General features: G+C 73.7%; 25 protein-coding genes. 12 read left to right on the top strand and 13 right to left on the bottom strand.

Translation table 11 applies throughout. The features are described 5' to 3' along the window. Nucleotides 1-34: 34 nt before the first annotated feature. Both ACGFNF_RS17960 and ACGFNF_RS17955 read right to left on the bottom strand, forming a co-directional pair. The gene (locus ACGFNF_RS17960; RefSeq protein ID WP_357580394.1) at nucleotides 35-1,249 is read right to left on the bottom strand and encodes an acyl-CoA dehydrogenase family protein; all 1,215 of its coding nucleotides are present in this window, start codon (nucleotides 1,247-1,249) and stop codon (nucleotides 35-37) included. Nucleotide 1,250: 1 nt separating this feature from the next. Further along, nucleotides 1,251-1,703: an SCP2 sterol-binding domain-containing protein gene (locus ACGFNF_RS17955; protein ID WP_132235180.1), complete on the bottom strand. Its 453-nt coding sequence runs from the start codon at nucleotides 1,701-1,703 to the stop codon at nucleotides 1,251-1,253. Nucleotides 1,704-1,770: 67 nt separating this feature from the next. On the opposite strand from ACGFNF_RS17955, the gene ACGFNF_RS17950 reads away from it, so the two are divergent. Beyond that, nucleotides 1,771-2,415 carry a TetR/AcrR family transcriptional regulator gene (locus ACGFNF_RS17950; protein ID WP_151455556.1) on the top strand — a complete coding sequence of 215 codons (645 nt, stop codon included), beginning with the start codon at nucleotides 1,771-1,773 and terminating at the stop codon, nucleotides 2,413-2,415. A gap of 26 nt (nucleotides 2,416-2,441) precedes the next feature. Here ACGFNF_RS17950 and ACGFNF_RS17945 read toward each other — a convergent pair whose 3' ends face one another. From ACGFNF_RS17945 to ACGFNF_RS17915, 7 genes are all read right to left on the bottom strand, one after another. Further along, entirely contained in the window at nucleotides 2,442-3,056 is a 615-nt protein-coding gene (locus ACGFNF_RS17945; protein ID WP_393169116.1) for a DedA family protein, read from the bottom strand. Between the two features lie 82 nt (nucleotides 3,057-3,138). Beyond that, entirely contained in the window at nucleotides 3,139-4,425 is a 1,287-nt protein-coding gene (locus ACGFNF_RS17940) for an adenylosuccinate synthetase (protein ID WP_393169114.1), read from the bottom strand. Further along, entirely contained in the window at nucleotides 4,422-5,381 is a 960-nt protein-coding gene (locus ACGFNF_RS17935; protein WP_393169112.1) for a hypothetical protein, read from the bottom strand. Before ACGFNF_RS17935 ends, ACGFNF_RS17940 begins: the two co-directional genes overlap by 4 nt. Nucleotides 5,382-5,390: 9 nt before the next feature. Beyond that, nucleotides 5,391-6,365: a serine/threonine protein kinase gene (locus ACGFNF_RS17930; protein WP_393169110.1), complete on the bottom strand. Its 975-nt coding sequence runs from the start codon at nucleotides 6,363-6,365 to the stop codon at nucleotides 5,391-5,393. Next, on the bottom strand, nucleotides 6,362-7,117 hold the full coding sequence (locus ACGFNF_RS17925) for an NUDIX domain-containing protein (protein ID WP_393169108.1): 756 nt from the start codon (nucleotides 7,115-7,117) through the stop codon (nucleotides 6,362-6,364). Before ACGFNF_RS17925 ends, ACGFNF_RS17930 begins: the two co-directional genes overlap by 4 nt. A gap of 114 nt (nucleotides 7,118-7,231) precedes the next feature. After that, nucleotides 7,232-8,056 (bottom strand): MaoC/PaaZ C-terminal domain-containing protein, encoded by an 825-nt coding sequence (locus tag ACGFNF_RS17920; RefSeq protein WP_393169328.1) that lies wholly within the window; start codon nucleotides 8,054-8,056, stop codon nucleotides 7,232-7,234. Nucleotides 8,057-8,301: 245 nt separating this feature from the next. Continuing rightward, nucleotides 8,302-9,657 carry a 3-oxoacyl-ACP reductase gene (locus tag ACGFNF_RS17915; RefSeq protein WP_393169106.1) on the bottom strand — a complete coding sequence of 452 codons (1,356 nt, stop codon included), beginning with the start codon at nucleotides 9,655-9,657 and terminating at the stop codon, nucleotides 8,302-8,304. Between the two features lie 55 nt (nucleotides 9,658-9,712). On the opposite strand from ACGFNF_RS17915, the gene ACGFNF_RS17910 reads away from it, so the two are divergent. From ACGFNF_RS17910 to ACGFNF_RS17900, 3 genes are all read left to right on the top strand, one after another. Then, entirely contained in the window at nucleotides 9,713-11,005 is a 1,293-nt protein-coding gene (locus ACGFNF_RS17910; RefSeq protein ID WP_393169104.1) for an acetyl-CoA C-acetyltransferase, read from the top strand. A 90-nt stretch (nucleotides 11,006-11,095) separates the two neighbouring features. After that, a complete protein-coding gene (locus ACGFNF_RS17905) occupies nucleotides 11,096-11,611 on the top strand; it encodes a SigE family RNA polymerase sigma factor (RefSeq protein ID WP_393169102.1) in 516 nt (171 codons plus the stop codon). Then, complete coding sequence (locus ACGFNF_RS17900; protein ID WP_393169100.1) at nucleotides 11,608-12,384, top strand: hypothetical protein; 777 nt, start codon at nucleotides 11,608-11,610, stop codon at nucleotides 12,382-12,384. The genes ACGFNF_RS17905 and ACGFNF_RS17900 overlap by 4 nt, the downstream gene beginning before the upstream one ends. A gap of 122 nt (nucleotides 12,385-12,506) precedes the next feature. Here ACGFNF_RS17900 and ACGFNF_RS17895 read toward each other — a convergent pair whose 3' ends face one another. Beyond that, nucleotides 12,507-13,247 carry an SDR family NAD(P)-dependent oxidoreductase gene (locus ACGFNF_RS17895; RefSeq protein ID WP_393169098.1) on the bottom strand — a complete coding sequence of 247 codons (741 nt, stop codon included), beginning with the start codon at nucleotides 13,245-13,247 and terminating at the stop codon, nucleotides 12,507-12,509. Nucleotides 13,248-13,345: 98 nt separating this feature from the next. On the opposite strand from ACGFNF_RS17895, the gene purB reads away from it, so the two are divergent. Beyond that, nucleotides 13,346-14,770, top strand: coding sequence for an adenylosuccinate lyase (purB, locus tag ACGFNF_RS17890; protein ID WP_393169096.1), 1,425 nt, complete (start codon nucleotides 13,346-13,348; stop codon nucleotides 14,768-14,770). 140 nt (nucleotides 14,771-14,910) lie between these two features. Here the strand turns inward: purB and ACGFNF_RS17885 are convergent, their stop codons facing one another. Together ACGFNF_RS17885 and ACGFNF_RS17880 are read right to left on the bottom strand one after the other, a co-directional pair. Beyond that, on the bottom strand, nucleotides 14,911-15,474 hold the full coding sequence (locus tag ACGFNF_RS17885) for a YbjQ family protein (protein WP_311412114.1): 564 nt from the start codon (nucleotides 15,472-15,474) through the stop codon (nucleotides 14,911-14,913). Between the two features lie 24 nt (nucleotides 15,475-15,498). Beyond that, a complete protein-coding gene (locus ACGFNF_RS17880; protein ID WP_132235154.1) occupies nucleotides 15,499-16,182 on the bottom strand; it encodes a trypsin-like serine protease in 684 nt (227 codons plus the stop codon). Between the two features lie 402 nt (nucleotides 16,183-16,584). Between ACGFNF_RS17880 and purS the strand changes: the two genes are divergently transcribed. From purS to ACGFNF_RS17860, 4 genes are all read left to right on the top strand, one after another. After that, nucleotides 16,585-16,848, top strand: a complete 264-nt coding sequence (gene purS, locus ACGFNF_RS17875) for a phosphoribosylformylglycinamidine synthase subunit PurS (RefSeq protein ID WP_121397234.1) — start codon at nucleotides 16,585-16,587, stop codon at nucleotides 16,846-16,848. Next, a complete protein-coding gene (gene purQ, locus ACGFNF_RS17870; protein ID WP_151457114.1) occupies nucleotides 16,845-17,528 on the top strand; it encodes a phosphoribosylformylglycinamidine synthase subunit PurQ in 684 nt (227 codons plus the stop codon). The genes purS and purQ overlap by 4 nt, the downstream gene beginning before the upstream one ends. A gap of 67 nt (nucleotides 17,529-17,595) precedes the next feature. After that, nucleotides 17,596-20,343, top strand: coding sequence for a phosphoribosylformylglycinamidine synthase subunit PurL (gene purL, locus ACGFNF_RS17865; RefSeq protein WP_393169093.1), 2,748 nt, complete (start codon nucleotides 17,596-17,598; stop codon nucleotides 20,341-20,343). A 4-nt stretch (nucleotides 20,344-20,347) separates the two neighbouring features. Continuing rightward, a complete protein-coding gene (locus ACGFNF_RS17860; RefSeq protein ID WP_311412118.1) occupies nucleotides 20,348-21,103 on the top strand; it encodes a 2-phosphosulfolactate phosphatase in 756 nt (251 codons plus the stop codon). Nucleotides 21,104-21,223: 120 nt separating this feature from the next. Here the strand turns inward: ACGFNF_RS17860 and ACGFNF_RS17855 are convergent, their stop codons facing one another. Next, the gene (locus ACGFNF_RS17855) at nucleotides 21,224-23,179 is read right to left on the bottom strand and encodes a hypothetical protein (protein WP_393169091.1); all 1,956 of its coding nucleotides are present in this window, start codon (nucleotides 23,177-23,179) and stop codon (nucleotides 21,224-21,226) included. A 160-nt stretch (nucleotides 23,180-23,339) separates the two neighbouring features. Between ACGFNF_RS17855 and ACGFNF_RS17850 the strand changes: the two genes are divergently transcribed. The 3 genes from ACGFNF_RS17850 to purM all read left to right on the top strand — a co-directional run bounded on the left by ACGFNF_RS17850 (nucleotide 23,340) and on the right by purM (nucleotide 26,616). After that, nucleotides 23,340-23,693: a sterol carrier family protein gene (locus tag ACGFNF_RS17850; protein ID WP_225852315.1), complete on the top strand. Its 354-nt coding sequence runs from the start codon at nucleotides 23,340-23,342 to the stop codon at nucleotides 23,691-23,693. Nucleotides 23,694-23,864: 171 nt separating this feature from the next. Continuing rightward, the gene (gene purF, locus ACGFNF_RS17845; protein WP_132235148.1) at nucleotides 23,865-25,403 is read left to right on the top strand and encodes an amidophosphoribosyltransferase; all 1,539 of its coding nucleotides are present in this window, start codon (nucleotides 23,865-23,867) and stop codon (nucleotides 25,401-25,403) included. Nucleotides 25,404-25,461: 58 nt separating this feature from the next. Further along, nucleotides 25,462-26,616, top strand: a complete 1,155-nt coding sequence (purM, locus tag ACGFNF_RS17840) for a phosphoribosylformylglycinamidine cyclo-ligase (RefSeq protein WP_132235146.1) — start codon at nucleotides 25,462-25,464, stop codon at nucleotides 26,614-26,616. Nucleotides 26,617-26,675: the final 59 nt, after the last annotated feature.

The following is a 26,675-nucleotide window of genomic DNA, read 5'->3' as shown; positions in this document are numbered from 1 at the left end:
GCGGCCCCTGGACGGCGACCGCGCCGGCGGTCGGTCAGCGGATCTGGACGCCGGAGATGGCCCGGGAGATGACCAGCCGCTGGATCTCGGAGGTGCCCTCGAAGATGGTGTAGATCTTGGCGTCCCGGTACCAGCGCTCGACCGGGTGGTCCCGCAGGAAGCCGGCCCCGCCGAGCAGTTGCACGGCCCTGTCGGTGACGGAGACGGCCACCTCACCGGCCTTCAGCTTGGACATCGAGCCCTCGCCGGCCGTGAAGGGCCGGTTGTTGCGGCCCATCCAGGAGGCCCGCCAGACCAGCAGCCGGGCGGCGTCGATCTCCATCTTCATGTCGGCCAGCGCGAACGCGACCGCCTGGTTCTCGATGATCGGGCGGCCGAACTGGACCCGCTCCTTCGCGTAGTCCAGGGCGTACTCGTAGGCGGCCCGGGCCACGCCCAGCGCCTGCGCGCCGACGGTGGGTCGGGAGAGCTCGAAGGTGCGCATCGCGGCCTGACCCGAGACGCGCTTGCCGGAGCGGGCCCGGTCGAGCCGTTCGAGCAGGGCGTCCCGGCCGCCGAGCAGGCAGCGCCCCGGCACGCGTACGTCGTCGAGGAAGACGTCTGCGGTGTGCGACGCGCGCAGGCCCAGCTTGCGCAGCTTGCGGGTCGCGGCCAGGCCGGCGGTGCCCGGCGGTACGACGAACGCCGCCTGCCCGCGGGAGCCGAGCGTCGGGTCGACCGAGGCGGTGACCACGTGCACCCCGGCGATCCCGCCGTTCGTGGCGTACGCCTTCTGCCCGCTGAGCACCCACTCGTCGCTCGCCTCGTCGTAGACGGCCCGGGTGCGCATCGCGCCGACGTCGGAGCCGGCCTCGGGCTCGGTGGTGCAGAACGCGGCGACGGCCGGCTCGTCGACGGTGCCGAAGCACTGCGGCACCCATTCGACCATCTGGTCGGGGGTGCCGGCGCCGTAGATCGCGGCCACCGCGAGGGAGGTGCCGAAGATGCCCAGCCCGATGCCGGCGTCACCCCAGAAGAGTTCCTCGCTGGCGATCGGGAGGGAGAGGCCGGTGGGGTCGGCCCAGCAGGTGGCGAGGAACTCGAAGCCGTAGAGGCCGACCTTCGCCGCCTCCTGGATGATCGGCCAGGGGGTCTCCTCCCGGGCGTCCCACTCGGCCGCGGCCGGGCGCACGACCTCGGCGGCGAAGCCGTGCACCCAGTCGCGCAGATCCCGCTGTTCCTCGTTCAGGTCGAGCGAGAACTCGGCCATGTCAGGCCTTGGGGATGTCGAACAGGTTGGCGATGTTGGCGGCCAGGCCCAGGTCGCCCTTGGCCTTGAGCTTGCCGGTCATGAACATCATGACGGGGTTCGCGCCACCGGAGACGATCTTCAGGAACTCGACCGGGCCCATCGTGAGGCTGAGCTTCGGGTCGTGCTGCGGGGTCTCGTTGACGGTGCAGGTGCCGTCGGCGACGACCACCTCGTAGGTGTCGGTGCCCCCGTCGGGACGGCCGGTGATGTTCCAGTGGATGACCGCGTTGGTCGAGCCGGCCCGGTCGGCGCGGAAGAGTTGCGGCATCCGGCCGAAGACCTCGCCGAGGATCTTGCCGCGCAGGTCGCCGGACATCACCTCGGCGATCTTGTCGTCCGGGGTGGACTTGACCAGCTGGGCGAACTCCTTGGGGCCGACGTTCGCGAAGTTGGCCGGGTCGAAGTCAGTCATGGGGCTGCACCTTCCGGGTATTGGCTACTCGTGCGTAACCTTACGGGCGAGTAGGTATGCTCGCAAGGTGTCCACCCCACCCACCTTCAAGCGCCTCCCCCGCGCCGTACGCGAGCAGCAGATGCTCGACGCGGCCGTGAAAGTGTTCTCACGCAGGGGCTTCCACGCGGCCAGCATGGACGAGATCGCCGAGGACGCCGGCATCTCCAAGCCCATGGTCTACGCGTACCTCGGCACGAAGGAAGAACTCTTCGTCGCCTGCCTGCACCGGGAGGGCACCCGGATGATGCAGGCCATCGCGGGGGCGGCCGCCCCCGAGTTGCCGGCCGACGAGCGGCTCTGGCGCGGGCTGCGCGCCTTCTTCGGCTTCGTCGGGGCGCACCGCGACGGGTGGGCGGTGCTCTACCGGCAGGCCCGGGGCGAGCAGCCCTTCGCCGGCGAGCTGGCCGGCATGCGGGCCCGGCTGGTCGAGGTGGTCGCCGGGATGCTCGACCACGCGCTGCGCGCCGAGGGCCGCGAGGTGGGCGAGACCGATCTGGAGGTCGTCGCGTACGCCCTCGTGGGGGCGACCGAGTCGCTGGCGGACTGGCTCGCCGACCACCCGGAGGCCGACCCGGAGAAGACCGCCACCCGGATGATGAACGTCGCCTGGCTCGGTGCCGGTCAACTCCTGCACGGCGTCACCTGGCACCCACGGGTCACCCCCGGCTGAGCGGCGGCGGCTTCACGGTCGCGCGTTCAGCGGCGAGATGTGGCGCGGCGCCTGCGGTGGTGCAGCCAGCGGGCGGACTCCAGCAGCAGGGTGATCGCCAGCGAGAGGCCCACGCCGGCGAGGATGCCCTTGACCGGGTCGCGTTCGAAGGCCAGCCCGCCGAAGTAGCCGAGCAGGGTGCAGTAGAGCGCCCAGCTCACCGCCGCGATGGCGTCGAAGAGCAGGAACGACCGGAGCGGGTAGCGGACCGCGCCCATGGTGAGGGTGACCGCCGTCCGGCCACCGGGGACGTACCGGGACGTGGTCAGGATCAGCCCGCCGCGCTGGTGCACCGCCCGCCGGGCCCACTCGGAGCTGGCCCGGCGCCGGCTGTCCGCCGGGAAGCGGGCGAGCCGGCTCGCGCCGCCGCCGCGCCCGATGGCGTACGAGACGTGGTCGCCGAGGCACGCCCCGAGCGCGGCAGCGACGATCACCCACCCCAGGTCGGGGTTGCCGCCCGTGGCGAGCACCGCGGCGGTGATCACGGCCGTCTCGCCGGGTACGGCGGGGAAGAACGCGTCGACCGCGGTGAGCCCGAAGATCAGCAGGTACACCCACGGTGAGGCGACCAGCTGCCGGAGCAGGTCGAGCACGGACTCCATGCCTCCCATGCTCGCCGGGTGCGACCCGCCCGGTGGTCGAGTCGCCGGATCGACCCGCTCGGGACTCCGGGGCGGCCCGGCGTCACACCGACGCCCCGGCGGGCGTTCCGGCCGGTGCGAGGGGGCGCGGGGCGAGCAGCGGGCCGTGCGGGGTCTTGTCGTCGGCGGTGGGGCCCCGGGAGGTCAGCACCACGGGCGCGCCCAGCTCCTCCCGCACCGCCGCCGTCCAGTCGGGCGGCGGTGCGTCGTCGTACACGGGGCGGGCGCGCAGCAGGCGGGCGGTGAGCGCGGCCTGCCGGTCCAGGTCGCCGGGCGGGCCCGGGGTGAGCCGGTCGGTGGTGTCGTAGCGGCGGCAGATCCGCAGCCCGGGGCCGGCGAGGTCGAGGTGGGTGAGCGCCAGGCCGTCGACCCCGCCGGCCGCGGCGAGGGCGTACCGGTGGGCGACCGCGTCGAAGTGGCCGAACCGGAACCGACCCTGCCACGGGTTGGTCGGGTTGTGCGGGTCGGCCAGCGGCAGGGCCGGGTCCTCGGTCACCAGCGGGCCGGGCCCGTGCCGGGTGGTGACCACGCGCAGCACCCCGATCCGGGTGACGTCGCCGGGCTGGCCCGCCTCGGCGAGCAGGCCGTCGACGTTGGCGAAGGTGGTGGTGCTCCACGTCGTGTACGGGTGGAAGCCGTGCCACTCGTCGAGCAGCACCCCCTGCGCGCCCTCGAAGACGCAGGTGCCGGCCCGCAGCGCCCCGGCCAGCCAGCTCCGGTCGACGATCGCGACCCGCCCGGCGAAGCCGGTGAACGCGGGCAGGCAGTCGTCGACGGGCGGCGCGTCCAGCGGGCCCAGCTCGGCGGTCAGCCGGTCCCGCAGGGCGGTCAGCCGCCGCCGGAGCAGCCCCGGGTCGCCGCAGTCGGCCACCCGGGGCGCCTCGTCGGGGTGGGCGAGACCGTACGCGACGGTCTCGCCCACCCCGAGCCCGCAGGAGCCGTGCCGGTCGGCTCCCCGGGCGATCTCCCGGGCCCGGTTCGCGGCCCGGTGGTACGGGGTGGCGAGGAGCGCCTCCCCGTCGACGGTCAACCGGTCGAGTGCGTCGGGCACCCCGACCGAGGCGAGGTGGTCGGCCTCGGCGGCCAGCGCCAGCGGGTCCACCACCACGTGCCGCGACAGGTGCGTACGGACACCGGGGTGGAACGTGCCGGCGCCGAACTGCGCGAACGTGTGGTGCCGGCCGTCGCGCAGCACGACGTTGTGCGCCGCCTGCGCGCCCCCGTTGAAGCGGACCACCGTGTGCACGGGCCGGGTGGCGCAGAGCCAGTCCACGACCGTGCCCTTGCCGGCGTCGCCGTAGCCGAGGTCCACCACCGCGACGTGGTTCACAGCCGGGTCACCGCGCCGCCGGTGTCGCGGAACGCGGGCAGCGTCGACACCTCGGCGCGCCGCCCCCCGCGCAGGCGGGCCAGCGCCTTGGAGACGGTGCCGCTGGCGCCCGAGCCGGCCCGGTCGAGGTCGCGCAGGCCCTCGTCCAGGTCGATGGCCTGCTCGCCGAGCCCGACGGTGAGCGCGATCGTCTCGCAGACCGCGTCGAGGTCGTCCAGCACGACGGCGTTCTGCCCGAGCAGGTCCCGCCAGAAGTCGAGCACCTTGGCGTTGCCGGAGTAGTGGCTGCCGGCGGGGAGCAGGTAGTAGGTGTCCCAGCGGCGGGTCAGCTCGTCGACAGCCTGCCGCAGCGGCACGTCCTCGCGCAGGTCGTCGCCGACGACGCGGGCCACCTCCCGGGCCTTCACCTGCGGGTACGCCAGCTCGTCGCCGATGATGAACAGGTAGCCGCGCCGGCCGCGCTTCTCCCAGGAGTCGGTCACGGTGTGCCGGGCCATGAAGTACATGGCCAGCTCGTACGACTCGGTCATCTGTCCGCCGCCGCCGCCCTCCAGCACGATCCGGCCGAGGTCGTCGTCCATCCGGTTGTCCGACTCGAACTGGCCGACCTGCAACGGCACCCGGTCGCAGGTGGCGTCGCCGATCGCGCCGAACATGATCTGCGGGTCGCTGGCGTAGCCCTGCCGTTGCAGCAGCCCGAGCAGCTGCGGCAGCTTGGTCTGCAGGACGCGCGGCACGTTGCGCATCGAGCCGGTGACGTCGAAGAGCACCGCGATGGGCGTCGACCGAGGGTGCTCGTCGGAGTCGCGGCTCTCGCGCGTCGCGTCGCGCGGGTCGAGGGCGGGGTGCACCTTGCGCGCCCCGCTGTCGCTGTACGAGAACGCGCTCTTACCGGTCTTCCGCCGGTAGCGGTCGGCGGCGTCGTACACGTCGGTGGACCACATTCCACTGCCCATGACAGCTCCTTAGGGGTTGAGAGTGAAGGGTCGGAAGGTGCGTGGCCCGTAGAGCCGGTCCAGCACCTCGTCCAGTTCGCGCAGCAGCCGCCACGCGTCGTCGGGCCGGGCGTCCAGGGCCCGCTGGCGGCAGCCCCGCGCGAAGGCGTCCAGCTCGCGGGGCGCGCGCGGCCCCATCAGCCAGCTCATGCATCCGCTGGCCATGGCGATGTCGGTGCCCGGCCCGCAGGGCCGCTTCCGGGGGACCTCGTCGGGGTACCAGTTCGCGTCGTAGCCGGGCACCAGCGCGGGGATCGTGCTGCCGACGGGGGCGGAGAAGCACCAGTCGACAAGCACCACGCCGTGCCCGTCCGGCTCGATCAGCACGTGCGGCGGCAGGACCGCGCCGTGCACGATGCCCGCCCGGTGGGCCAGGCCGAGCGCCACCAGCAGCCGGCGCCACATCCAGGCCACGTCGCGGGCGTCCAGCCCGTCCGGGTACGCGCGCCGCACCTCGTCGAGGTCGTGCAGGCCGGGCGCGGTGGCGAGCACGTTGATCCGCCGTTCGGCGCCGGTGGCGGCGTCGAGGTGCCGGAATTCCTCGACCAGCCGGGGCACGTACGGCAGGTAGCGCGGGTCGCCGCGCTCGGCGATGGTGCGCAGGGCGTGCGCCTCGCGGGCCATCAGGTCGTTGTCGGTGGGTCGCCGGGGCAGCTTGAGCAGCCGGTCGGCTCCGACGTCGTAGAGGTCGGCCAGGTCGCCCGAGTGGGCCGGCGTGCCGAGTCGGTAGTCGCCGAGGACGGTGACCTGTCGGGCCCGCCAGCGGGTGGTGACCTGGACGAACGCGTCGGTGGCCTCGGCGCGTACCGCCGGGTCGGCCGGCAGGCGGTCGGGGTGCAGGGCCGCGACCAGCTCGCGGTAGCGCCGGGCCGGCTGGTCCGTGCCGAACAGGTCGGTGTCGGTGCGGGCCGCCGCGACCAGGCGGATGGCGTCGGCGGTCCTCATCGGACCGTCTCCTCCCGGGCGGGGCGCAGCAGCGCCGGGTGCAGCAGCCGGGCGTCGCCGGCCCGGTAGAGCTTGGCGCGGGGGCCGCCCCGGGCGCCGCCGCGCTCGGTGCTGGTGCCGGTGCTCTCCACGAAGCCCGGCACCGAGAGCACCTTGCGGTGGAAGTTGCCGGCGTGCAGCGGGTGGCCCCAGACCGTCTCGTAGACGGCGCGCAGCTCGCTGATCGTGAACTCGCCGGCGAGGAAGCGCGTGGCGAGCGGGGTGTATTCCAGCTTGGACCGGGCCCGCTCCAGCGCGTCGTCGATGATCCGGCCGTGGTCGAAGGCGAGCTGCCGGTTGGCCAGCGCGGTCACCGGCAGCCAGCCGGCCTCGTCGGCGTCGGTGCCGGCGGCCGGGTCGGGCAGGTCGGGGGCGAACGCGAGGTGGGCGACCGAGACGACGCGCATGCGCGGGTCGCGGTCGGGGGTGCCGTAGCTGCCCAACTGCTCCAGGTGTACGCGGCGCAGTCCCTCGCCGCCGAGCCCGGTCTCCTCGGCCAGCTCCCGTCGGGCGCCGGCGGCGAGGTCCTCGTCGGGGCGGACGAAGCCGCCGGGCAGCGCCCACCGCCCCTCGAAGGGCGGCTGGCCGCGCCGGATCAGCAGCAGGTGCAACGCGCCGTCCCGGATGGTCAGCGCCACCACGTCGACGGTCACGGCGACCGACGGGTAGGCCCCGGGGTCGTACGCGGCCAGGAAGTCCTGCTCGTCAACCATGTCTCTCTCATTCTGAGAACATCTCGATCTGAGAAGAACTTAGCGCACGAGAACGCCCCTGCCAAGTCCGGGACGGGATCCGGCAGGGGCGTACCCAGCTTCGGCGGGGGCGCCTCAGCGCACGAGGCCCGCCAGGTGCGGTCGGCCGCGCGAGTCGTGCAGGGCGAACCCGCCGTCCGGCAGCAGGCCGAAGCTCACCGTGCTCGGCAGCGGCACGGGCAGCTTGAAGGCCACCTCGACCGTGTAGGCGTCCGGCAGCCGGTTCTCCAGCGCGGCCAGGCAGCGGGCCTTGCTCCACATCCCGTGCGCGATCGGTCGGGGGAAGCCGAACAGCCGCGCGCCGAGGCGGGAGGTGTGGATCGGGTTGTGGTCGCCGGAGACCCGCGCGTAGTCCGTACCGACGCGGGGATCGACCCGCCAGCGGGCAGAACCGGCCGGCGTCGCGGGCCGCCCGGCCTGCTCGCGCCGCCCGCCGCCACCCCGCTTGCCCTCCCTGCCGAGGTACGTCGAGACGCCGCGCCAGACCTCCGCCCCGTCGACCGAGCCGACCAGCACCACGTCGACCTGCCGCCCCCGGTCGTGCGGGCGCAGGTTCTCGGCGTATGCGCGGAAGTCGAGGGTCTCGTCGGCGGTGACCGGGCGGTGCACGGTGATCCGGTTGCCGACGTGCACCACGCCGGTAAGCGGGATGGGGAACTCCGGCGTGGTCATCAGCCGCAGCGCCAGCGGGAAGCCCATGACGTGCGGGAACGTCGCGGGCAGCCGGTCGGTGAGCCGGAACCCGCAGACCCGGTCGTAGTCGGCGAGGTGCGTCCGGTCGACGGCGATCCTGCCGACGGCCAGCTCGACCGCCGGGACGCCCGCCGACCGCCGCCCGCCGCCGAGGCCGGGCATCGCGCCGAGCAGCGCCCGCCGGTAGAGCGCCCCGGCGGCCGGCATCCGGGGCAGCTCGACGCGCTCCCGGGCACCCGTCGCGGCCGGGCCCCCGCCCGAGAGGTCCCGCGTCGCCTCGGCGGCGGAGGCGGAGAGGTCGTGCGTCTCTTCGAGGCTCAGGTCGTGGCCGGACGCCGCCGGGCCGCGGATCGCGTCCAGGGTGTCCTGCGACAGGATCTCGGTCGGGCCGTCGATGAGCTCGTGCACCGACAGGTCGTCCGGGTCCGGCGCCGGTTGTCCTCTCCTCGCCATCACGCCCCCAGCAGGCTCTGGCCGCAGACCCGGACGACGTTGCCGCTGACCGCGCCGGAGGCCGGCCACGCCAGCCAGCCGATGGTCTCGGCGACGTCCACCGGCAGCCCGCCCTGGGACATGCTGTTCATCCGCCGGCCCGCCTCGCGGATCACCAGCGGGATGCGCGCGGTCAGCCGGGTCTCGATGAAACCGGGGGCGACCGCGTTGACGCTGATCTGCCGTTCGCGCAGCGCCGGGGCGAGCGACTCGACCAGCCCGATCACGCCCGCCTTGCTGGTGGCGTAGTTGGTCTGGCCCCGGTTGCCGGCGATGCCGGCGATCGAGGAGACCGAGACGATCCGGCCGCCGGCCGGAATCAGCTCCCGCTCCAGCAGCACGTCGTTGATCCGCTCCTGGCTGGAGAGGTTGACGTCGAGCACCGAGTCCCACCGGTCGGCGTCCATCCGGCCGAGGGTCTTGTCGCGGGTGATCCCGGCGTTGTGCACGACCACGTCGACCCGCCCGTGCCGCTCGGCCAGGTGCTCGGCGAGCCGCTGCGGGGCGTCGGAGGCGGTCAGGTCGAGCTGGACGGCGGTGCCGCCGATCTCGTTGGCGACCGCCGCCAGCTCGTCCCCGGCCGCCGGGATGTCCAGCGCGACGACCCGGGCCCCGTCGCGGGCCAGCACCCGGGCCAGCGCCGCGCCGATGCCCCGGGCCGCCCCGGTGACCAGGACGACCTGCCCGTCCAGCGGGCGGTCCCAGTCGGCCGGCGCCCCGGCCGTGCCGGCGCCGACCCGGACCACCTGCCCCGAGACGTACGCGGACCGGCCGGAGAGCAGGAACCGCAGGGTCGCCTCCACGCTCGTCCAGGTGCCGGCGTCCGGGTCCTTCGTGACGTGGACGAGCTGGGCGGTGACGCCCCGGCCGAACTCCTTGCCGATGCTGCGGGTCAGCCCCTCCAGGGCCCGCTGGGCGGTCGCCTCCCGGGGAGAGCCGCACTCGTCGGGCGGGGTGCCGAGCACGACGACCCGGCCGCTGGGCAGCACCGACCGGGCGCGCGGGTGGAAGAAGTCGTACAGCTGGCGCAGCTCGGTGGAGTCGGTGATGCCGGTGGCGTCGTACACCAGGGCGGCGAAGCGCTCGGTGGACTCCACGGCGCCGGGGTCGCGCAGCTCGACCCCGGCGGCGGTCAGGACCTTGCCGGCCCGCTCGGCGAGCCGGCCGCCGGTCGCGGCGCCCAGCAGGACGGGGCCGGGCACGATGGGATCGCCGGGGGTGTGCCGGCGCAGTCGCGGCGGGTCGGGCAGCCCGAGGCGCTTGACCAGCGTGCGGCCGGCTCCCGATCGGACGAAGGTCGCGTACCTGTCGGTCATAGGCGTAGCCTACTGGCGAGTAGGTTGAGGGCAAGTCTTTCGAGGAGGCGGGATCGTGCAGAGCATCCGGCGGGTGGCGGTCATCGGCGGCAACCGCATCCCCTTCGCGCGGTCCAACTCGCGGTACGCCAGCGCGTCGAACGCCGACATGCTGGGCGCCGCGCTGGACGGGCTCGTCGCCCGGTTCGGCCTGGCCGGCCAGCGCGTCGGCGAGGTGGTGGCCGGCGCGGTGCTCAAGCACGCGAAGGACTTCAACCTGACCCGCGAGGTCGTGCTCGGCTCGAAGCTCGACCCGCACACCCCCGCGTACGACATCCAGCAGGCCTGCGGCACCGGGCTGGAGGCGGCCATCCTGGTCGCCAACAAGATCGCCCTCGGGCAGATCGACGTCGGCATCGCCGGCGGCGTGGACACCACCTCCGACGCGCCGCTCGCCGTCAACGAGGAGATGCGCCGCACGCTGCTCCGGCTCAACAGCGCCCGCACCCTCGGCGAGCGGCTGAAGATCGCCGCGAAGCTGCGCCCCACCCAGCCGTTCAAGCCGGAGATCCCGCGCAACGCGGAGCCGCGTACCGGGCTGTCGATGGGGGAGCACGCCGCCCGCACGGCGCTGCGCTGGCAGATCGACCGGCAGGCCCAGGACGAGGTGGCCCTGCGCTCGCACCAGCGGCTCGCCGCCGCGTACGACCGGGGGTTCTTCGACGACCTGCTGACCCCCTACCTCGGGTTGACCCGCGACGCGAACCTGCGCCCCGACACCAGCCTGGAGAAGCTCGGCTCGCTGAAGCCCGTCTTCGGCGCGAAGGGGCCCGACGCCGAGGCGGCGACCATGACGGCCGGCAACTCGTCGCCGCTTACCGACGGCGCCTCGACGGTGCTGCTGGCCAGCGAGGAGTGGGCCCGCGCGCACAGCCTGCCCGTGCTGGCGTGGTTCTCCTGGTCGGAGACCGCCGCCGTCGACTTCGTGCACGGCGACGAGGGGCTGCTGATGGCCCCCGCGTACGCGGTGCCCCGGATGCTGACCCGGGCCGGGCTGACGCTCCAGGACTTCGACTTCTACGAGATCCACGAGGCGTTCGCCTCGCAGGTGCTGGCGACCCTCGCCGCCTGGGAGTCCCCGGAGTTCTGCAAGGACCGGCTGGGACTGGACGCCCCGCTCGGCGCCATCGACCGGGAGAAGCTGAACGTCAACGGCTCGTCGCTGGCGGCCGGGCACCCGTTCGCGGCCACCGGCGGGCGGATCGTGGCGACCCTGGCGAAGCTGCTCGCCGACAAGGGCAGCGGCCGGGGCCTGATCTCCATCTGCGCCGCCGGCGGCCAGGGCGTGACCGCGATCCTGGAGCGCTGAGCCGGGCACCTGATCCGCAGACGCGGGGCCGGGCAACCCGCCCGGCCCCGCGCTCCGTCCCCTGGGCATGAGGCGACGAAGGCGGAACGCGTGAAGTCGGCCGACGAGGACGAGTACCGGCAGTTCGTCGAGGCCCGGCTGGAGCATCTGCGCCGCACGGCGTACCTGCTCTGCCGGGACTGGCACACAGCCGACGACCTCGTCTCCATCACCCTGGGCAAGCTCTACCGGGCCTGGACCCGGGTCCGCGCGGCGGAGAACGTCGACGCGTACGTCCGGCAGGTGCTCACGCGCGCCTGGCTGGACGAGCGACGGCGGCCGTGGCGGCGTGAACGCAGCACCGACGAGGTCCCCGACGACGCCGCGCCGGACACCGAGCCCGACCTGGCCGACCGGGAGCTGCTTCTCGACCTGCTCGGGAAGCTGCCCGAGCGGCGGCGCGCCGTGGTGGTGCTGCGCTACTACTGCGACCTCTCCGTGGAGGAGACCGCGCAGATCCTCGGCATCACCACCGGCACGGTGAAGAGCCAGGCCGCCAGAGCACTGGAATCGCTACGCCTGCTGGCCGCTGACCAGCCGGCCCTGAGCACGGGGAGGTTCGCGTGACGTACCGGGAGATCTTCGATGCGGCGATCGGCGACGCGCCGCCCTCCTCGATCGACCTGGACGGGGTGATCCTGCGGCAGCGCCGGCTGGTACGCACCCGCCGACTCGGGGCGTACGCCTCGGCGGCCGGTGGGGTCCTCGCGCTGGTGCTCGGCGCGGGCCTGGTGGTCGACCGTCCGGACATGCAGCCGGCAGCCACGGCATCCGCCTCGCGGCCCCCGCACCGCAAGAGCAACCAGGACCTGCCCACGGAGGCGGCCGGGCGTTACCGGGACGGGGTGGCGGCGGCCGTCGAGGCGCGGGCGCCCGGAGTCCGGTGGATGCCACCGGCCGCGGGGCGCCGCGGCGTCGTTCCGACCGGTCCGGCCGGTGATGCGCCGGTCGGGGGCGCGTCCGAGGACTTCCGCAATGTCGGTTTCTCGGTGCGCGCCTACCCGGTCGACCGCGCCGGAGCGTTCAGCAACGACTTGTCCGTCCTGGCCCTGGCCGAGCCGCAGCCGGGCCTGAACCGCGACGTCATGGACTGCGGGAAGCAGATCGTCGACTCGTGCGGCCTGTCGACGGGGCCGGACGGCGCACGCGTCCGGGAGACCACGCGCGTCTGGGAAGCCTATGGGGGTGGGGCCGTGATGCACTACCGGCGGGTCGACGTCCTGTACCCCGACGGCACCTGGATCAGGATCTGGCTGCACAGCGTCGACGGGCGGTTCGTGCTCACCCCGGAGCAGCTCCGGGACCTCGCCCTCGATCCGGCCGCCCGCCCCGCCTGGTGACCCGCGCGGGACAGGGGCGGCGCGAATGGTGGCCGCGGTCAGTCGGTCGACTGACCGCGGCCGGACCGGCAGATGGGGCAAGTTCCAGGCCGTTCGCCCGGGTCTCGCATCCGCCCGCCGGGTCAGGCGGTGGCGCCGCCGTCGATGGCGATCGACGCGCCGGTGATGTGCCGGCCGCCCTCGCCCACCAGGTGGCTGACCGTCGCCGCCACGTCCTCCGGCGTGCCGTAGCGGCCGAGGGCGATGTGTGACCGCTGGGCGTCCGCGCCGGCGCTGTCCGCGCGGTTCATGTCGGTGTCGGTGGAACCGGGCAGGACCAGGTTGACGGTGATCCCGCGCGGGCCGAGTTCGCGGGCGAGCGCCCTGGTCAGGCCGTTGACGGCGGTCTTGGTCATGGCATAGACGCTCACCCCGGGAGCCGGTACGCGGCTGGCGAAGCTGCTGCCGATGTTGACGATCCGCCCGCCGTCGCGCAGGTGGCGTACCGCCGCCTGGGTGGCGAGGTACACCCCGCGCACGTTGACGGCGATGGCCCGGTCGAGATCGTCGAGGCCGACCTGTCCGATCGGCCCGGACGAGAACACCCCGGCGTTGTTGACCAGGATGTCCAGCCGCCCCAGCTCGGCGACGGTGCGCTCGACCGCGTCGACGATCGCCGTACCGTCGGTGCTGTCGGCGCGGATCGCCAGGCCGGTGCGGCCGTACGACGTGATGTCGGCGACGACGGCCTTCGCGTTCTCCTCCGCGCTGCGGTAGGTGAACGCGACGTGGGCTCCGTCCTCGGCCAGCCGCCGTGCGACGGCGGCGCCGATGCCGCGGCTACCGCCGGTGACCAGGGCGACCCTGCCGGTAAGTCTGGGCACTCTTCCTCATTCCCGTCAGTCGGCTCAGCAGGGTGATCACCATAGCCAGCCGGCAACCCTGCCGATGCGGTGCGGGCGGGTCCGGGAGAATGAGCGCCGTGACGACGATCCCGAACGTGCTCGCCAACCGGTACGCCTCGCCCGAACTGGTCGCCCTCTGGTCGCCGGAGGAGAAGATCCGGATGGAGCGGCGGCTCTGGCTCGCCGTGCTCCGGGCCCAGCGGGACCTCGGCATCGGAGTGCCCGACGGCGTGGTCGAGGCGTACGAGGGGGTGCTCGACCAGGTCGACCTGGCCTCGATCGCCGAGCGGGAGCGGGTCACCCGGCACGACGTGAAGGCCCGGATCGAGGAGTTCAGCGCGCTCGCCGGGCACGAGCACGTGCACAAGGGGATGACCTCCCGTGACCTCACGGAGAACGTCGAGCAGCTCCAGGTGCGCCGCTCACTCGAGCTGATCCGGGACCGGGTGGTCGCCACCCTGGCCCGGCTGTCCCGGCTCGCCGTCGAGCACTCCGACCTGGTCATGACCGGCCGCTCGCACAACGTCGCGGCGCAGGCCACCACGCTGGGCAAGCGCTTCGCGTCGGCCGCGGAGGAGCTGCTCATCGCGTACGAGCGGCTGGACGACCTGATCAACTGGTACCCGCTGCGGGGCGTCAAGGGCCCCGTCGGCACCGCCGCCGACCAGCTCGACCTCTTCGACGGCGACGCCGACAAGGTGGCCGAGCTGGAGCGCCGGGTCGCCGGGCACCTCGGCTTCAGCCGCGTGCTCGACAGCGTCGGCCAGGTCTACCCGCGCTCGATCGACCTGGCGGTGCTCTCCGCGCTCGCCCAGATCGCCGCCGCCCCGTCGTCGCTGGCGACCACCATCCGGCTGATGGTCGGCCAGGAGCTGGCCACCGAGGGCTTCAAGCCGGGCCAGGTGGGTTCGAGCGCGATGCCGCACAAGATGAACACCCGCTCCAGCGAGCGGGTCAACGGGTTCGCCGTGATCATCCGGGGCTACCTGTCGATGGTCGGCGAGCTGGCCGGCGACCAGTGGAACGAGGGGGACGTCTCCTGCTCGGTGGTCCGCCGGGTCGCCCTGCCGGACGCGTTCTTCGCCGCCGACGGGCTGTTCCAGACCTTCCTCACCGTGCTGGACGAGTTCGGCGCGTACCCGGCGGTCGTCAACCGGGAGCTGGAGCGCTTCCTGCCGTTCCTGGCCACCACGAAGATCCTGGTGGCGGCGGTCCGGCGCGGCGTCGGCCGCGAGGTCGCGCACGAGGCGATCAAGGAGCACGCGGTCGCGGTGGCCCTGGCCATGCGCGAGAAGGGCGCCGCCGAGAACGACCTCTTCGACCGCCTGGCGCAGGACGGCCGCCTGGGCCTGACCCGCGCCGAGATCGACATCCTCGTCGCCGACCGTACCGCCTTCGTCGGCGCCGCCCCGGCCCAGGTCGAGGCGGTCGCCCGCCGCATCGCCACGGTAGTGGACGCCCACCCCCAGGCCGCCACCTACACCCCACCCCCCATCCTCTAACCCCCAACCCCACCCCTCCGGCCCCCTGTTCAAGTCCCGGTGATCATGAGGTTGGCGGCGGGTTTTGAGATCAACTTCGCCGTTAACCTCATGATCACCGGGGGCGGGCCGGGGGGTGGGGCCGGGGGGGGGTGGGTGGGTCAGTCTCTGGTGGGGGTTTCGGCGGCCGAGCGGAGGTTGGGGGCGCTCGCCGGTTCGGCGATGCCACCCGGGGACTCGGCGAAGGCGGGGTCGTGCGCGGTCTCCGCGGCGACCAGCGGCTGGTCGGGCGGCATGACGTCGGGCATCTTGGGCGCCACGACCACGGCCGTGCCGTACGCGCAGATCTCCATCCACATCTCGCCGCAGTCGCGGCTGTCGAAGCGCATCCCCACCACGGCGTTCGCGCCGATGCGGCGGGCCTCCTCGCCGAGCCGGGCCACCGAGTCCGTACGCCACCGGGTGAGGTTGTCCGGGGCCATCGGGTCGTACGCGCCACCGCGCAGGTTCTTGACCCCCTCGCGGTACGGGTTCCGCGTCCTGGCCATCGATGACACCACTTCGCCGAGGATCTGGCGGATCTCGTACCCGGGTAGTTGCTCCGTCGTCACGACCAGCACGTTTCCGATGGTCTCAGGGTTGCGCGCACCCGATCGTGAGCCGTGTTCACCTGATCGGATGCTGCAAAACGGCGCGGCGCGGACGGCCGGCGCGCTGCCGACCATCCGCGCCTAGCGCGGCGCTAACCGTCAGACACCGGCAGTCTGGGTGATCCAGGCCCGGTTGTACGCGACGCTGCCGTAGTTCTGGATGCTCTGGCCGTCGGCGGTGGAGGCGACGCCGACCTGCGCGCCGTTGTAGAACTGCGGGCCGCCCGAGTCGCCCCGCCAGGCGTTGCCGTTGATCCGGGTGCTCCGGATCGCCTGCCCGCCGTACGCGTCGGTGGCGCTGTTGCTGGTCACCCGGACCGACGCGGTCTTCAGCTGGGTCGAGGCGGAGCAGCCGCTGTAGCAGGTCATGCCCCAGCCGTAGATCGAGTTGGTCGAGTTGAGCGGCGGGTTGCTGTTGGCGAGCGTGACGTACGAGGTGCTCACCGAGCTGGACAGGCGCAGCAGGGCCAGGTCGTACCGGCTGTAGCTGGCGCTGACGGTGCGGGTCTGGCCGCCGGAGGTGCGGTTCACGCTGCCGACCCGGACGGACATCGTGCCGTTCACGCAGTGCCGCGCGGTGAGCACCCACTGCGGCGCGATGATGGTGCCGGAGCAGGTGAACGAGCCGTTGCTGAGCACGGCGGCGGCCCACGGGGCCGACGAGACGGTGCTGCCGCCGATGATCGGCTGCGGGCCGGCCGGGGCGGCGAGGGCGCCGGAGCTGGCGCCGAGCAGGCCGGCCGCTGCGGTGGCCAGCACCGCGACCATGGATCGGATGCGCATGGGGGCTCCTTCGGGGTGGGGCCCGGGTTCACCGGGTCGAGCTGTCGGCCGGCGGGCGGGGTGGCCCGACGGCCGATCGACGTACGACGATGTACGGTAGGGCCCCTGAGATGTCGTTCACAAGAGATCCATCGGAAATGATGGATGAGACGGTATGGCGGGCGGGGCGGCGGGCGGCCCCCTGACGATCCGGCGTTGCGGGGCGAAACGGGTCGGTCGGCAACGGATGGGCATCGGGATCGCAACGAACCCGCATCGGTCCCGGGGCCCCGCGCCGGGAATGTCGATCACCGCCTGAACTGCGTCCGGCCGGTGCGTCCGGGGCGGTATCTGCCAGGTAGGCTGGCTGCGCTCGCCCGTTGTGGGTAGGCACCCAACTGCGTACACAGTCAGGAGTGCCCAGTGCCTCGCGTCGTCGTCGACGTCATGCTCAAGCCCGAGATCCTCGATCCCCAGGGCCAGGCCGTCGCAAACGCGCTGCCCCGGCTCGGCGTCAGCGACGTCGCCTCGGTTCGGATCGGCAGGCGGATCGAGATCGAATTCACCGGTGAACCGGACCTGGACCGGGCCCGGGAGATCGCCGACAAGCTGCTCGCCAACCCGGTCATCGAGGACTTCACGGTCCGCGTGGCCGAGGCCGACGAGACCGTGGACGCACGCTCGTGACCGCCCGGGTGGGTGTGGTCACCTTCCCCGGCTCGCTCGACGACGGGGACGCGGCCCGGGCCGTCCGGATCGCGGGCGCCGAACCGGTCCGCCTCTGGCACGGTGACCCGCAGCTGCACGGGGTGGACGCCGTCGTCCTGCCCGGTGGCTTCTCCTACGGCGACTACCTGCGCTGCGGCGCCATCGCCCGGTTCGCCCCGGTGATGGGGACGATCGTGGACGCGGCCCGGGGCGGCCTGCCCGTGCTCGGCATCTGCAACGGCTTCCAGATCCTCTGCGAGGCCCACCTGCTGCCCGGCGCGCTCACCCGCAACCAGCACCTGCACTTCCGCAACCGCGACCAGGTCCTGCGCATCGAGTCGGCCGGCACCGCGTGGACCAACGCGTTCCAGCCCGGCCAGGAGGTGCTGATCCCGGTCAAGAACGGCGAGGGCTGCTACGTCGCCGACACCGCGACGCTGGACCAGCTCGAAGCCGAGGGCCGGGTGGTCGCCCGCTACGTCGGCGGCAACCCCAACGGGTCGCAGCGCGACATCGCCGCGATCACGAACCCCGCCGGCAACGTGGTCGGCATCATGCCGCATCCCGAGCACGCGGTGGAGGCGCTCACGGGCCCCTCCCTGGACGGTCTCGGCTTCTTCACCTCGGTGCTCAAGCACCTGGTGGGGACGCCGGCGTGACCGTGCGCGGCATCATCGGTCGGCTCACCCGCCCGTCGGGCGGACGCGAGCGCAGCGAGGAGAGGTCATGACCACCCATCCGGACGAGGTACGGGATAACCCGGAGGCCTTCCCGGCCGCCCCGGCGCAGCCGGTGGAGCCGCGTCCGGCCGGCGTCGTGCCGCCGGCCGGACGTCCCGGGCCGGCGACCGCCGACTGGGCCGACGGACTGGACACCGTGCCGCGCGCCGGGGACACCCCCGGTGAGCTCCAGCCGTACGCCGAGCTGGGGCTCCGCGACGACGAGTACGAGCGGATCCGGCACATCCTCGACCGGCGGCCCACCCAGGCCGAGCTGGCGATGTACTCGATCATGTGGAGCGAGCACTGCTCCTACAAGTCGAGCAAGGTGCACCTGCGGCAGTTCGGCGAGAAGGCCCCGCCGAGCGACCGGCTGCTCGCCGGCATCGGCGAGAACGCCGGCGTCGTGCAGGTCTCCGACGAGCTGGCGGTGACCTTCAAGGTCGAGTCGCACAACCACCCGAGCTTCGTCGAGCCCTACCAGGGCGCGGCCACCGGCGTCGGCGGCATCGTGCGGGACATCCTCGCCATGGGCGCCCGTCCGGTCGCGGTGATGGACCCGCTGCGCTTCGGCGCCGCCGACCACCCCGACACCGCCCGGGTGCTGCCCGGCGTGGTCGCCGGCGTGGGCGGCTACGGCAACTGCCTGGGCCTGCCGAACATCGGCGGCGAGGTCGTCTTCGACCCCTGCTACCAGGGCAACCCGCTGGTCAACGCGCTCTGCCTCGGGGTGCTGCCGGTCGACCGGCTCCAGAACAAGGCCGCCGCCGGCCCGGGCAACGTCGTCGTGCTGATGGGCGCCAGGACCGGCCGGGACGGCATCGGCGGCGTGTCGGTGCTGGCCAGCGCCACCTTCGACGAGGGCAGCGAGAAGCGCCGCCCGTCGGTGCAGGTCGGCGACCCGTTCATGGAGAAGCTGCTCATCGAGGCGTGCCTGGAGCTCTACGACGCCCGGCTGGTCGTCGGCATCCAGGACCTCGGCGGCGCCGGCCTGACCTGCGCGCTGACCGAGACCGCCGCGGCGGCCGGCACCGGCATGCGGGTCTGGCTGGAGCGCGTGCCGCTGCGCGAGGCCTCGATGGAGCCGCACGAGATCCTGGCCAGCGAGTCCCAGGAGCGGATGCTGCTGGTCGTCGAGCCGGAGAAGCTCGAAGCGGTGCTCAAGACCGCCGAGAAGTGGGGCGTCTGGGCCACCGCCATCGGCGAGGTCACCCCGCCGGCGCCGGACGGCCAGCCGGGCCGGCTGCTGATCACCTGGCACGACCAGCTCGTGGTGGACGTGCCGCCGGGCTCGCTGGTCGACGACGGCCCGGTCTACGCCCGCCCGATGCGCGAGCCGGCCGACCTGATCCTGCTCCAGGCCGACCGCGCGGAGACGCTGCCCCGGCCGGCCGACCCGGACGCGCTGCGCGAGACCGTGCTGCGCATGATCGCGTCGCCCAACCTGGCCGACAAGACCTGGGTCACCGAGCAGTACGACCGCTACGTGCTGGGCAACACCGTGCTCGCCCAGCCGGAGGACTCCGGCGTGATCCGGATCGACGAGCGGACCGGGCTGGGCGTGGCGCTGTCGGTGGACGGCAATGGCCGGTACGCGCGGCTCGACCCGTACCACGGCACGAAGCTCGCGCTGGCGGAGGCGTACCGGAACGTGGCCGTCACCGGCGCGAAGCCGATCGCCGTCACCAACTGCCTCAACTTCGGCTCGCCGGAGGACCCGGGCGTGATGTGGCAGTTCGCCGAGGCCGTCCGCGGCCTGGCGGACGGCTGCGCGGAGCTGGGCATCCCGGTCACCGGCGGCAACGTCAGCTTCTACAACCAGACCGGCGCGGCGCCGATCCACCCGACCCCGGTGGTCGGTGTGCTCGGCGTGCTCGACGACGTGGCCGACCGGGTGCCGATGGGCTTCGTGCCCCGGCCGAGCGGCGACCACGACCAGATCTTCCTGCTCGGCGAGACGCACGTGGAGCTCTCCGGCTCGGAGTGGGCCTGGGTCACCCACGAGCACCTCGGCGGCGTACCCCCGCAGGTCGACCTGGCCCGCGAGCGGCTCCTGGCCGACCTGCTGGCGGAGGCCGCGCGGGTCGGGCACCTGAGCGCCGCGCACGACCTCTCCGACGGCGGCCTCGCGCAGAGCCTGGTGGAGTCCTGCCTGCGGCGCGGCGTCGGCGCCCGGATCGCGGTGCCGGAGCGGTTCGACGGCGGCTCGATGCCGTTCGTCTACCTGTTCAGCGAGTCCGCCGGCCGGGCCCTGGTGTCGGTGCCGCGCGGCCACGAGAAGGCGTTCACCGCCCTCTGCGCCGAGCGCGGCGTGCCGTTCGAGCTGATCGGCGTCACCGACCCGACCGGCGGTGCGCTGGAGGTGCACGGCCAGTTCCGCATCGGCCTGGACGAGCTGCGGGCCGCGCACAGCGAGACGCTGCCGCGCCTCTTCGGGGGCGCGGGGGTCGTCGAGGTGCCCGCGCCGGCCACCGGTGTGGCGGGTGCCGTCGAGGCCGTGCCGCTGCCCGTCGCCGAATCGGCCGGCGTGGAGCCGGTGGACCCGTCGGCCGTCGTGAGCGAGCCGATCGCGTCGGCCGGGCCGGTTCCGTCGACCGGTGCCGTCGAGCCGGTGGCCCCAGCCGAGGCGGCAGCCCCGGCGGAGGCCGTCGCGCCCGGCCCGGAGCAGCCGGCGGCCGAGGCCGCCGACCGGCCGGCCGAGGCCGGCGGGGCGTCGGCTCCCGAGCCCGGCGACACCGAGCCCGGTCAGCGCTGAGGCGGTGGCCGCGGCCGTCCACGTCCAACCCGGGTCAGGCGCCCGCTTCGACTGGGGGTTGACGGGGGCGGCCGAGCTGGGCCGGGTGTGCGCGGTGCTGGTGGTGGTGGACGTGCTGTCGTTCACCACCGCCGTGGACGTCGCGGTCGGGCGCGGCATGCGGGTGCACCCGTTCCCGTGGGGCGAGCAGGCCGCCGACTACGCGCGGCGGGTCGGCGCGGTCGCGGCGGTGGGCCGCCGGCAGACGACCCCGGAGCACCCGTGGTCGCTCTCGTCGGCGGCGCTGACCACCGCACCGGTCGTCGCCGACCTCGTGCTGCCGTCGCCGAACGGCTCGGCGATCAGCGCGGCGGCCAGCGCCACCGGACTGCCGGTGGTCGCGGCCTGCCTGCGTAACGCGCAAGCCGTCGGGCGTTGGCTCGACCAGCAGGGGTACGGCTCGACGGACGCGCCGATCGGCGTGATCGCCTCGGGCGAACGCTGGCCGGACGGCTCCCTGCGCCCCTGCGTGGAGGACCAGCTCGGGGCGGCCTGCGTGCTGGACGCCCTGTCGGGTGTGCCCGGCGGCCTCTCCGTGGAGGCGGCCATGGCCCTCGCCGCGCTCGCCAGCACCCCCGACGTGCCCGCCGCGGTCTGCGGCAGCGTGTCCGGCCGCGAGCTCATCGAGGGCGGCTTCGCCGGGGACGTGGAGGTCGCCGTCCGGGTCGGCGTCTCGGACGTGGTCCCGCTGCTGCGGCAGGGCGTCTTCTCCGCCGCCTGACCTCCCCGCGACCGTACGCCCGACCCGGTCGGGGCGGGCCGGAACGGCGGCGAGGGCCGCCCGGGGATCCGGACGGCCCTCGCCGTGGTGCTGTGTCGTTCGGGGCCAACCCCGAACGGGTCAGTCGTCCAGCCAGTCCAGCCGGCGGCCACCCCGGTCCTGCTGCGGTGGGCCGTCCGGGCGACCGCGACCGGTCTGCGGGTCGTCGTAGCCGCCCGGCTGGCCGTAGCCACCCTGGCCGTAGCCGTCGCGGTCCTCGTAGCCGCCGCGCTGCTGCGGGGGCTCCTGACCGTAGCCGCCCTGGCCGTAGCCGCCCTGGTTGTCGTACGAGGTGGGCTGGTCGTAGCCGCCCGACTGGCCGTAGCCGCCGCGTGGCGCCGTGGGCTCCTGGCCGCCGTAGCCGCCGGACTGGCCGTAGCCGCCCCGCTCGTAGCCGCCGCCCGGCTGGTCGTAACCGCCGGTCTGCTCGCCGCCCCGGCCGTACGCGCCCGGGTCGGACTGGCCGTAGCTCTGACCCTGCTCCGGCTGGTAGACGCCGGTGGCGTACGGGTCGGCCGGGGCCGGGTACTGGGTGGCGTCGCCGGTGTAGCGGCCGGTCGGCTCGTCGTACCGCTCGCCGTGGCCCCGGCCACCGCCCGCCGGCGGGTAGCCCGCGGCACCCGCCGTGCCGGCCGCGCCTGCCGGAGCGCCGTAGTCGTTGCTGCCGTAGCCGCCGCCCGAGGCGGGCGCGTTGCCGTAGCCGCTCCCGGACGAGGGCGCGTTGCCGTAGCCGCCGCTGCCGTAGCCGCCGCCGGAGGCGGGCGCGTTGCCGTAGCCGGCACCGCCGTAGCCACCCGCGCCGGCCGGCTCGTCGCCGTAGCCGCTGCCGCCCCAGCCCTGCTGGTTGCCCGCCGCGCCGTAGGGCTGCGGGGGAGCGCCGTACGGGTCCGGCGGCACGTCGTCGACCACGGGGCGGTGCATCATCGTGGGGGCGTCGCTGAGCGCGGTGCCGCCCACCATCGTCGGATCCGGCGTGGTGCCGACCCGGTTGACCACCCGGGTCTGGTCGTCCGCGCCCCGGAACGCCCCGCGGGCCGCCGGGACCGCACCGGCCGCGGCGCCCGCCGGGGCGTCGTCGTCGGCCTCGTCGCCGTTGTCCTTGCGCCGCATCAGGAGCAGCACGATGGTGCCGACACCGGCGGCGACGAGCAGGCCGCCGAGCAGGATGATCAGCCAGGAGCCCATGCCGCCGGAGTCCTCGTTGCTGGCGTTGGCCGCCGCGCCCGGGGTCGCCTCGGTGCTCTCCTCGGGCGTCTCCTCGACGGGCTCGTCGGAGGGGAGCGGCTCCTCGCTGGCCGACGGGGTGGGGCTCGGGGTCGTCTCGACCTTGATCGCCAGCGCGATGCGCTGGCCGGTGACGCTCTGCCCGGCGGACGCGTCGAAGCTCTTGGTGGCGTAGACCTCACCGACGCTGGCACCGATGGCGAGCCGGCCGGGCGCGATCGGCTTCTCGCTGCTGCCGGAGAAGCGGAAGTTACCGTCGTCGTCGCTGATCGTGTCGATCTTCTTGCCGGCGCCGTCCTGGAGCATGACCACGGCGTTCGGCACGGCCTTGCCGTTCGCCTGCACGACCACCTTGCCGGAGACCGACTTGACGGTCTGCGTCTGGGGCGGCTGGGACGGCTGGGCCCGGCCCTTGACGCCGAGCTGGAAGGTGGCGGTGCCGGCGCCGGACTTGTCGCCCTCGGCCGCCACCGTCACGGTGACGTTGGCGTCGCCGGCGTTGTCGCTGGCCCTGATCCGCAGCAGCTGGGACCTCGGCCGGTCGTTGTTGACGTTGATCTCTCCGCAGCCGCCCGCGCAGCTCACGCCGCCCGGCAGGCCGGCGAGGCTGATCTGGATCTTCTCGTCGCCTTCGCGGGGGGTCACCTGCACGGTGACGGCGGTGTCGCTGCCGGCGTTGACGGTGACCGAGCCGGGCGACACGGCGACGTCCGCGGCCAGGGCTGGTGTGGCGGGGGCGGCGAGCAGAGCGCCGACAACCAGCGCCACGACCACACCGGCCCGCTGCTTCCAGGCACGTCGGTGTGTTGACACGTCCACCGCCCTTCCGGACTGACTTCCCTCGGCGGCGGGGCGCCGGGCCGGGGATCATCACGGTACGAATACGCCGTCGGCAACTATGCCTTGTCTGACCGGATCGGCGCGACCCAGGGCCAGCGTCAGGCGCGGCGCGCCGAAGCCGTATCGTCCCGTCGTGTCCTCTCCGCACACTAAGTCCGCCGCGGTCGCGGCGGCGTTGTCGGCGCTCGACGAGGGGCGTACGCCCGAACGACCGGTCCTCCGGGAGGCGGTCCGTGCCCTGTTGACCGTCCTCGCGGAGCGCGCCCCCGGCCGATCGGTGGAGGTGCGTGTCCCACCTTACGGCGCAGTTCAGTGCGTTCCCGGTCCCCGACACACCCGTGGCACCCCTGCCAACGTCGTCGAGATGGAGCCCGAGACCTGGCTGGCGGTGGCCACCGGACGGCTCGACTGGGCCGACGCGATCACCCAGGGTCGCGTACGGGTGAGCGGAATCCGGGCGGATCTCTCCGCGCACCTGCCGCTCTAGCTGGGGCGATACGCATCGACCGGTCACACCTCGGAGCCGGATCGTGACTTTCTGTATCGACACGGATTCGCGTACACTGTCAGGCGACGACAGTGGTCCCGGCCGAGGAGTGCGGATCCGCCCCCCGCGTGATTCCGCAAGGCCGGTCCAGATCAGCATGAGGGAGCGCAGGTGCCCCGAGGCGACGGCCGGCTGAGCCACGACCTTGATCCCCAACGACCAGGCCCCCAGGACGCGTGCGGCGTCTTCGGCGTCTGGGCGCCCGGGGAGGAGGTCGCCAACCTGACCTACTTCGGGCTCTACGCCCTCCAGCACCGTGGCCAGGAGGCCGCGGGCATCGCGGTCAGCGACGGCTCGGGCGTCGTGGTCTACAAGGACCTCGGCCTGGTCGCCCAGGTCTTCGACGAGCCGACCCTGGCCAGCCTGCGCGGGCACGTGGCGATCGGGCACGCCCGCTACTCCACCACCGGCGGCTCCACGTGGGAGAACGCCCAGCCGACGATCCGGTCCACCACCTCCGGCACCACCATCGCGCTGGCCCACAACGGCAACCTGGTCAACACCGCGGAGCTCCAGCGCGAGGTCGCCGAGCGGGGCCTGGTCGCCGACGGCTCGACAAACGACACCTCCCTGGTGACGATGCTGCTGGCCAGCCGCCCGGACCTGTCGGTCGAGGCGGCGGCGCTGGAGGTGCTGCCGCGGCTGCGGGGCGCGTTCAGCTTCGTGTTCATGGACGAGTCGACCCTCTACGCGGCCCGCGACCCGCACGGCGTACGCCCGCTGGTGCTGGGCCGCCTGGAGCGCGGCTGGGTGGTGGCCAGCGAGACCGCCGCGCTGGACATCGTCGGCGCGAGCGTGGTCCGCGAGGTCGAGCCCGGCGAGCTGATCGCGATCGACGAGGACGGCCTGCGCTCCAGCCGGTTCGCCGCCCCGGAGCCCAAGGGCTGCCTCTTCGAGTACGTCTACATCGCCCGCCCGGACGCCACCATCGCCGGCCGCAACGTGCACTCCGCCCGGGTGCAGATCGGCCGCCAGTTGGCCAAGGAGCACCCGGTCGAGGCCGACCTGGTCATCCCGGTGCCGGAGTCCGGCACCCCGGCCGCGATCGGCTACGCCGAGGAGTCGGGCATCACCTACGGCGCCGGCCTGATGAAGAACCCGTACGTCGGGCGCACCTTCATCCAACCGTCGCAGACCCTGCGCCAGCTCGGCATCCGGCTCAAGCTCAACCCGCTGCGGGAGAACGTCCGGGGCAAGCGGCTGGTCGTGGTCGACGACTCGATCGTGCGCGGCAACACCCAGCGGGCGATCGTGCGGATGCTGCGCGAGGCCGGCGCGCTGGAGGTGCACGTGCGCATCTCCTCGCCGCCGGTCAACTGGCCGTGCTTCTACGGCATCGACTTCGCCACCCGCGCCGAGCTGCTGGCCAACGGGCTGGACAACGACGGCATCCGGCGCTCCATCGGGGCGGACACGCTCGGCTACGTGTCGCTCCCGGGCCTGATCGCCGCCACCGAGCAGCCGAAGACCCGGCTGTGCCGTGCGTGCTTCGACGGGGAATACCCGATCGAGCTGCCCGCCGGCAACCTGATCGGCAAGCACGTGCTCGAAGGGGTGGGCCGGCGGGTCGCCGCGCAGGCGGCCGACACCCCGGAGCACACCGCCCCGCTCGTCGCCACTCCGGGCGGCGTGACCACACACCGCCCGTAGCACCACCCGGCGCGGCCCGGCCACCGCCGGCGCGGCGCCAGAACCAAGGGGGAGAACCGTGACGCACGTGTCCGAGCGCAGCGGCGCAGGAAGCAGCCCGTCCGGCGCCGGCGGCGACCGCCAGCCCTGGACGGCCGGCACCGGCCGCCAGGCGCGCAAACGCTCGGTCTCGTACGCGGACGCCGGGGTCTCGATCGAGGCGGGCGACCGCGCGGTCGAGCTGCTCAAGTCGAAGGTGAAGCAGACCCGACGCCCCGAGGTGATGGGCGACCTGGGCGGCTTCGCCGGCCTGTTCCGGCTGGACACGAAGAAGTACAAGAACCCGATCCTGGCCTCGTCCACGGACGGCGTGGGCACCAAGCTGGTGATCGCGCAGCAGATGGACATCCACGACACGGTCGGCATCGACCTGGTCGCGATGGTCGTCGACGACCTGGTGGCCTGCGGCGCCGAGCCGCTCTTCCTGCTCGACTACATCGCCACCGGCGAGGTCGTGCCGGACAAGGTCGCCGAGATCGGCGCCGGCATCGCCGACGGCTGCCGCTACGCCGGCTGCGCCCTGCTGGGCGGCGAGACCGCCGAGCACCCGGGCGTGCTCCGCCCCGACGAGTACGACATCTCGGCCACCGGCGTCGGCGTGGTCGAGGAGAGCGACATCCTCAGCCCGGACCGGGTCGAGGTGGGCGACGTGGTCATCGCGATGCGCTCCTCCGGCCTGCACTCCAACGGCTACTCGCTCGTGCGCCACGTGCTGCTGGGCGCCGGCCGGATGCGGCTCGACGTGGTGATCGACGACTTCGGCCGGCAGCGCACCCTCGGCGAGGAGCTGCTCACCCCGACGAAGATCTACGCGCAGGACTGCCTCAAGCTCATCGCCGAGGCCGAGGTGCGCTCCATCGCCCACGTCACCGGCGGCGGCATCCCCGGCAACCTGGTCCGGGTGCTCCCCGAGCACGTCGACGCGGTCGTCAACCGGTCCACCTGGAAGCCGCAGCCGATCTTCGACCTGATCCAGTCCAAGGGGCGGATCGAGGACCCGGAGATGGAGGCGACCTTCAACATGGGCGTCGGCATGTTCGCGATCGTCTCCGCCGAGGACGCGGACCGCGCGCTGGCCACCCTGACGGGCCGGGGCGTCGACGCGTGGCAGGCCGGCGAGATCATCGAGGGCTCCGGCAACGTGCAGATGGTCGGCCAGCACACCCGGGGCTGATCGACTCCCGGTGACCGTACGGGCACCTGATCAGGGCTTCACCCGAGTGGCCGTCGCCG

It is taken from the genome of Micromonospora sp. NPDC048868, assembly GCF_043198195.1.
Classification (GTDB): domain Bacteria; phylum Actinomycetota; class Actinomycetes; order Mycobacteriales; family Micromonosporaceae; genus Micromonospora; species Micromonospora reichwaldensis.
The sequence above is the reverse complement of the archived record's forward strand: the minus strand, read 5'-3'. Positions and strand labels throughout refer to the sequence as shown.